Annotated in this window: 6 protein-coding genes and 1 pseudogene; 3 read left to right on the forward strand and 4 right to left on the reverse strand. The window is 70.5% G+C overall.

Annotated elements, in window-relative coordinates; genetic code table 11:
- Window positions 1-677: 677 nt before the first annotated feature.
- Window positions 678-821 (forward strand): hypothetical protein, encoded by a 144-nt coding sequence (locus tag ACIBCA_RS37005; RefSeq protein ID WP_396287580.1) that lies wholly within the window; start codon window positions 678-680, stop codon window positions 819-821.
- 66 nt (window positions 822-887) lie between these two features.
- Here the strand turns inward: ACIBCA_RS37005 and ACIBCA_RS37010 are convergent, their stop codons facing one another.
- The 4 genes from ACIBCA_RS37010 to ACIBCA_RS37025 form a co-directional block, all read right to left on the reverse strand.
- Window positions 888-1,478, reverse strand: coding sequence for a hypothetical protein (locus tag ACIBCA_RS37010; protein WP_396287581.1), 591 nt, complete (start codon window positions 1,476-1,478; stop codon window positions 888-890).
- Window positions 1,478-4,939, reverse strand: a complete 3,462-nt coding sequence (locus ACIBCA_RS37015; protein WP_396287582.1) for a DUF927 domain-containing protein — start codon at window positions 4,937-4,939, stop codon at window positions 1,478-1,480. The genes ACIBCA_RS37010 and ACIBCA_RS37015 overlap by 1 nt, the downstream gene beginning before the upstream one ends.
- A gap of 297 nt (window positions 4,940-5,236) precedes the next feature.
- Complete coding sequence (locus ACIBCA_RS37020) at window positions 5,237-5,467, reverse strand: pRL2-19 (RefSeq protein WP_396287583.1); 231 nt, start codon at window positions 5,465-5,467, stop codon at window positions 5,237-5,239.
- Window positions 5,464-5,754 (reverse strand): hypothetical protein, encoded by a 291-nt coding sequence (locus ACIBCA_RS37025; protein WP_396287584.1) that lies wholly within the window; start codon window positions 5,752-5,754, stop codon window positions 5,464-5,466. The genes ACIBCA_RS37020 and ACIBCA_RS37025 overlap by 4 nt, the downstream gene beginning before the upstream one ends.
- Before the next feature lie 290 nt (window positions 5,755-6,044).
- Between ACIBCA_RS37025 and ACIBCA_RS37030 the strand changes: the two genes are divergently transcribed.
- Window positions 6,045-6,239 carry a hypothetical protein gene (locus tag ACIBCA_RS37030; RefSeq protein WP_396287585.1) on the forward strand — a complete coding sequence of 65 codons (195 nt, stop codon included), beginning with the start codon at window positions 6,045-6,047 and terminating at the stop codon, window positions 6,237-6,239.
- Window positions 6,239-6,591, forward strand: a pseudogene (locus ACIBCA_RS37035) (protein spdB); the annotation flags it as partial. The gene ACIBCA_RS37030 and the pseudogene ACIBCA_RS37035, both read left to right, overlap by 1 nt.

The raw sequence follows: 6,591 nt of genomic DNA on the forward strand, positions 1-6,591 counted from the left end.
TGGCCGAGCCTTTCTTATTCTGGCGCGAAGCGCCGGAATCCGGCTGTCAATTCCTTTTGGATTGCGAAGCAATCGCGGGCGAGAATGGAGCGCAGCGGAATTCTCGTTGCCTTGACGGATTCCCTAGATAAACAATTTTGCACCCGCTCTGAATTCGGGAGAATTTCGCCAGAATTCCACCCGAGGGCATTTTTTGAATTTCCGACGTAAATTGGCAATTTCCACTCCTCGGCAATTCCTTCGACTTTGGTTACTCTCCGTCACATTCTGGGGGTGCTAGCACGATAGTGCTACACCCCTGTTTCCTAGAGAGGGCCGAAATCGAGGGTGGCAGGGGTGGCAGGGGTGGCAGGTTCGATGTTTCCGCAGGTCAGAGGCCCAAAAAACCTGCCACCCTTGGGGTGGCAGGTCGAGGGTGGCAGGGTGGCAGGGTGGCAGGTTTTCGGAGGGGTGGCAGCAGGGTGGCAGGACGTTTTAGCAGGTCACGGCGTTTCGACCCGCCTGCCACCCTGCCACCCGCCTGCCACCCTCTGCCACCCTGCCACCCTCCGAGGGGGCGCGGTGGCGGCCGGGTGGCAGGCCGTTCTCAGTGACTCTCTGCCACTGCCTCGCAGTGCGTATAGGCGGCTGGCCCCCTCTCGCGGGACCTTGATGCTGGGCTGCTCGTTGGTCCGGGCATGGACGACGACGAGTGGGACGAGTACCGCGACCCTTCTGACTACGACGAGCCCTTGCGGCCGGCCTGCACCGAGTGCGGGGCGTACTGGGGCCACAAGCCCGGGTGCGATGTTGCCCGCGAGGAGGCGGACTGGCTGAGGTGACCCCCCGCGGGCGCCGCAACGCAAGAGGGCCCGCACCGGTCGGTGCGGGCCCTCTGCTTGCTCGGCTCAGTCGCCGTGCACGCTCTCGTCGTACTGCATGTCGAACACGCTGGCGCGGACGTCGAGTTGGTCGTCCACGTTGCGGCTCCAGCGGACGCACACGAGGTGCACGGCGTCCGCCAGATCCCCGTCGTCCATGGCGTCGACGAAGCGCTTCACGGCGGCGCCGTGGAGCGTCGCGGAGATCACGCCGTTCCACAGGGTGGAGCTGATCTGCCAGTCCCCGTCCATCTCTACGTACAGCTCGGACGGGTACTCCCGCTCCTCCTCCTCCTCGGGCGCCTCGCCCCCTTCTCCGCCCTCTCCGCCCCCGGCCGGGCCTGGGCCCGGCTCTTCCCCGCCGGGGGCCTCAGCGGGCGGTGCGGCGGGCTCCGCCGGAGGGGCGGGAGCACGCGGCGGCGCCTCCTCCTCCCGCTCCTTCTTCCGGCCCCGGCCGAAGAGGAGGCCGAGTCGGCCGGCCTTCTTCGGCTTCCCTGCCTCCGGCGCGGCTTCCGCGGGGGCCGGGGCCTCTGGGGCGGCCGGGGGCGGCTCTGCCGGGGGAGTCGGCTCGGGCTGCTCGCCCTTGTCCTTGCGTCCGAAGGGCCACCACCGGGCCATCAGTGCTCACCCCGCAGGTACTCGCGCAGTGCGTTGCGGGCGTCCAGGCCGGGCTGGTCCTGGTCCCCGTCGATGAGTGGCAGCAGCTCGCCCATGGGCGCCGAGCCCTCCGGCTTCCACCCGCCCTTCGTGCGTCCGAGCGGCATCGAGGTGGGGCGGGCGGCGAGCGGGTCAGCCTTGTCCGAGGCGTAGGTCACCGCGTCCACGTACACGGTGAGCGGGAACATGCCGTCCTCCGCGTACTTGCGGACGTTGTAGAACGTCGAGGCGAGGGCGGCGTCCATGAGCGCCCAGGCCCAGTCGGGGCGCCAGTAAATGTCCCGCTCGTAGATCTCGCCGGTCACGTGGTCGCGCTTGGGCTTCTTGCGCTCCAGGTACCCCCGGAAGCTCTTGTAGACCGCGCCGTTAGCGCCGAGTGCCCACTCGGCACCCGGCCGCCCGGCGTCCAGGTCGGCGAGGATGCGGACCCGGCCCTTCGACAGCAGCTCGTAGGCGCCGTGCAGGGCCCGCTTCTTGACGGGCCAGTAGTACGCCTCCAGGACGTCCGGCACCCAGTCCGGGTAGATGTCCCACACGACCTTGAGCGCGGGCGTGGAGCGGATCCAGAACCCGCCGTTCTCGTCCGGTTCGAACCGGAAGTCGGGCAGGCCCGGCAGGCCGCTCCCGGGTGGGTTGGAGACTCGCCACAGGCCCGGGGTGTCCCGGGGGATCTCGGGCAGGTCGCCGTCACGCTCGGCAAGGTAGTGCTCGGGCTCGCCGATGCCGAGCGGCGTGCTCCCCCACGCCGCCAGCCACGCGGCGCTCTTGTCGTACTGGTGCAGCCACTTGGCGTCGCGCTCGGCAGCCTCCGGGGCCCGGTCCCACTGGAGCTTGAGCACCGACGGAAGGTTCATCGAGAGCGGCTTCACCTCGCCGCGCCGGACGGCCTGGCTGGTCACGTCGTCCCGGTAGAGGCCGCCCGCGTAGTCCTCGCCGGTCTTGTTCGGGCTCATGTAGTACGGCACGACCTTCGGCTTCCCGGCGGTCCCGTGCTGGGTGGACAGCAGGTAGACCATCAGCGCGTCCAGCAGTACCGCGGATTCGGTCGGGCCGGAGAAGCCGTGCCGGACGCGCTTGTCCATGCGGTCCTCGTACTCCGGGATCGCGAGGCTCAGGCGGCGTCCGTCGGTGGTCTCCAGGGTCATCCAGGGGACCAGGCCGCCCTGGACCACGCGCAGCACCGGCCCGCCTTCGGCCGGGGTCGCCCAGGCGTGGGCGACGGGGGCGGTCCGGCCGCCGGGCTTGCGCCGGTCGTAGGCGGGCAGGCCGAGCGCCCGCACGGCGCTCGCGTGCAGGTAGAGGGTCTTGAGCCCGTAGGCGTCCATGAGCGGGACCACCTGGTCCACCGACTCGGGCAGCTCCACCGGCACCGGCCGGCAGTTGGGCAGGTGCAGCCCGTCCGCGCCGAGCACGCCCAGGGCGGCGGCGTCGGCGGTCCGACCGCCGGCCTTGACCAGGGTGTCCCAGCGCCCGTCCACCACGGCCCGCTCCGGGGCCGGGACCACGACGCGCGGTGACGCCATGGCGTGATCCGCGCCCGCTCCCGGGTTCTCTCCGGCCGTCGCTTCCGGGGTCGCTCCCGGCGTATACGTGAACTCCATCTCCAAAGAGGTCGCTCCGGTCGCTCCGGTCGCTCCGCCGCAGGTCAGAGGGTCGCTCCCCGGAGCGACCTGGGTCGCTCCGGGGTCGCTCCGGGGGGTCGCTCCGCTCGGGAACTGGGTCGCTCCGCCCCCGTCGGGCTGCTTCTCGCCCTCTTCGTCGGGGCTCCACAGTTCGGCCGCTTTTTGGGTGTTGAAGCAGTGCATCCGCTCACCCAGACCGGCGTACCTCACGGGCTTGGGCAGGAGCCGCTGCGCGTTCTTGCCGGTGCCCCGGATGTGGACGCCGATGGTGTCCAGGTGCCGCAGTGCGGCGCTCAGGTTCTCCACCTCGGCGGTCTTCGCGGCCTGCTGGACGGTGGGCAGGTTCACCCACCATTCGCCCGCCTCGGGGTCGATGAAGCCGCGCACGGTGCGGGACCCTTCCTCGGCCACGGCCCGGAGCTTGTCCATGGTGGGGAAGGCGCTGGCCTCGATCCGGAGGGAGTCGAGGGCGAGCCACAGCCGCTCGCCGTCCGGGAGGTTCGCCTCGGCGGCCTGGACGACCGCGCCGCCCAGCAGCTCGGCAGCCGCGCATTCGGCGGCAGCACCCAGGCCGGGGACGCCCAGCACCTTCTCCAGGAGCAGCGCGCCTACCACCCAGGCCATGTGGATCTCGGCGATGGTGTCGGCGATGCCGCCTGTGCGAGGGCAGAACTTCGCGCACAGTTCCAGGTGGGTCCGCTTCAGCGCGCGCAGGTTCTCAGCCTTGAAAGCTCCGCCGCGCACGGCCCACTCCAGTGGCCAGCCGCCCGCGCTGCGGGCGAGGCGCTTGAGCCGCTTCGAGACGTGCTCGGCGGCCCCGCCGCCGGGTTCGGCCGGCGCGCCCCCGGCGTCCACCCAGGTGTGCGGGAAGAACGGGCCGTCGATCTCGTACAGCCGCGAGGCAAGGTCTTCGGTCTGGCCCTGCCAGCGCAGCCACTGGTTCGAGGTGGACAGCAGGATCGACCACCAGAACCCGTCAACCTCCCGGGGCGAGCCGTCTGCGGTGCCCATCTGCCGGATCGCGCCGCCGACCATCTGGGAGAACTCCCGGCCAGCCTCCTGCACCTTGCGGCCGGAGGTGCTGTGCTCGTCTAGGCCGAACGGCAGGAACCCGCGCGCCCGCATGGCTTGCGTGATGCCCTGCTTGGAGCTGTTCCAGGTGCCCATGATCTGCTGCCGCCGGGGCGCGACGTCGCCCAGCAGCGCGCACGCCACGGTGAGCATCGTTGACTTGCCCTGCTGACCGGGCCCGACGAGGTTCAGGATGTGCGCGTGCACGTCGATCGCGTTGTACGCCGGGCCCAGGAACATCGCGCCCAGGACCAGGGCGGCCTTCGGGTCGAGCACGGCGTACGCGCCGATCTCGTCCCACGTCTGCCGCGCGTCGCCCTCGGGTCCGGCGGTCACCCGGTAGCCGAAGCTCTGCGCCTCGGCGTCCGGGAGGACCAGGTCGCCGTCCTCGTTGTAGTACGGGCGGGCCATCAGCTCCGGGGCCTGCTCGGCGTCCGAGCGGATGATGGTCGCGAATGCCTGCTTGGCGTCCGAGCTGGACGGGCGGCCCTGCCCGACCTTCGCGGCCCAGGTGCCACGGTCGAGTTCGTCCTCGGTGATGATCCGGCGCCGCCGCTGGCGCTTGCCGACGATCTGGTACTCGATCCGGATCGTCTCGCCGTCGTCGGTCAGGTGCAGGACGGTCCCGGTGACACGCGGAACGGCGCCCAGGACGAACGGGTCTCCGTCCCTCCGGGCTCGGTGCAGGACTTTCCGGTCCTTGTCGCGGAAGAACCACCCGTCGCGCATTGCGGGGATCGGCCGGCACCCGGCCGGTACGTCGCTCTCGGGGCGGGGGCGGAGCTGGGTGACGCTGGCCTGCCGGGGGACGACACCGGAGGGTGACTGCTTTTGGGTGGGCACGGAGTCCTCTCGCGCCCGGTGCGGTGGTGACAGGGGAGAGTTCTCCCCTACACTCGACACCGAGCTGTATTAGGACCCCCTGGCATATGGGTTGGCGCCCGCCGGGGGGTTTCGCTTTTCCTGCGTTTAGTCGTTCTGTGTGGGGCTGAGGTTACGCCCTGTCAGTACCGGGACGTGCAGCCCTCATCGGATCTCGATGCCCCCGGCGTCCCCGGCCGGGCGCGGCACGACCGACAGCCGGACCTGTCCATCAGGCAGAGACAGCAGCTCAACGGCGTGAAACGCGCCGTCGGCGGTGCCCAAGGCGTCCACGCTCAGCGCGTCACCGGGCAGGTCGTACGAACCGCCCAGATGCATCAACACGCCGATCAACATCGAGTGCGACATCTCCTCCGGGCTGGGCAGCTTGCTCACGTCGCGCTCCTCCTGGTCGTCGTCTTCTTCGTTGTGGCCGTTTTGGCCGGCGCCTTCGCGCGGACCTCGATGCCCGCGCTCTCCAGCCACCCGTACAGCGTGTTCGGGCTGACCTGTGCATAGTCCTTGATCCGGTTGCGACCGGCGCCGACCTTGGCTGCGTGCACCGACGCCTCGCGCAACGGCTCCATCAACTCCGCTGCCTGAGCGAGTAGTTGAGCTCGCTTCTGGCCGATCTCGGCCACCTTCCGCAGGGCTGCGGCCTGTACTTCCTCTGGAATCTCCACGCGTCGGAGCATAGCGCAAGATTCTCCAGAGATTCAGACTTGTTCATACGATGGTTCGTGTGTCATGGTGGAGCTCGCTCCAAACGGAGCGGCCCTGAGCCGGTGGTTGCACACCTGCTCAGGGCCTTGACCACCCACCTGCCAAGAACAGGAGGGCGATCCGTGATGGATCGTACCGATCACCGGGCTGCCCAGATGCCGCCCACCCCGCCCCCGCCGGCCTCGGGCCCGGTCGCCACGCAGGACCGGTCGCTGTACCGGGCCGTCGCGGACCACCTGGGCGGTGCCCGATGATGCGGGCCCTGAACTGGCTGCTGGCCCTGGCCTCCGTGGGGCTGGGCCTCGCCGCCGGTGCTGTCGTCGCGGACCTGGCCCACGCGCTGTGGGACCTGCCCCGCCCCGTCGTCTCCCTGCCGGTCGGCAGCCTGTCCGGCTGGTTCGTCTACTCCGCCCTGTACCGCCTGACCTTCGGAGGTGCGGAGTGATGTCCGCTTCGATCCGCCAGCGCACCCGCCGGGCCGCTCTCGCGGCCCCGGCCCTGGTCTCCACCCTGCTGTCCGCCGTGCTCACCGTGGCCGTGGTCGGCCTGTGGCTCGGCACCGTGATGCCGGTCTTCCTGGCCGTGGTGATCGGCCTGGCCTTCGACGCCGGGTGGCTGTGCGCCCTGGCTTACGAGCGGCGCCTGGCGGCTCAGGGCGACCACGACCGCCGGGTGACCGCGCTGGGCTGGGCCTTCGGCCTGGTGGCGACCGGGATGCTGGTGGCCCACGCGCTCACCGCCCCGTCCGGCGCGGTGGCCTGGCTGGCGGTGGCCTGGCTGCCCGTCGGCGCCAAGGC

The sequence above is a fragment of the Kitasatospora sp. NPDC051170 genome, from assembly GCF_044455705.1.
Taxonomy (GTDB): Bacteria; Actinomycetota; Actinomycetes; order Streptomycetales; family Streptomycetaceae; genus Kitasatospora.

Excerpts from the sequence above, each read along its gene's own strand:
- ACIBCA_RS37010 (WP_396287581.1), bottom strand. The coding sequence starts at position 1,478 with ATGGCCCGGTGGTGGCCCTTCGGACGCAAGGACAAGGGCGAGCAGCCC.
- ACIBCA_RS37015 (WP_396287582.1), bottom strand. The coding sequence starts at position 4,939 with ATGCGCGACGGGTGGTTCTTCCGCGACAAGGACCGGAAAGTCCTGCAC.
- ACIBCA_RS37030 (WP_396287585.1), top strand. The coding sequence starts at position 6,045 with ATGATGCGGGCCCTGAACTGGCTGCTGGCCCTGGCCTCCGTGGGGCTG.
- ACIBCA_RS37005 (WP_396287580.1), top strand. The coding sequence starts at position 678 with ATGGACGACGACGAGTGGGACGAGTACCGCGACCCTTCTGACTACGAC.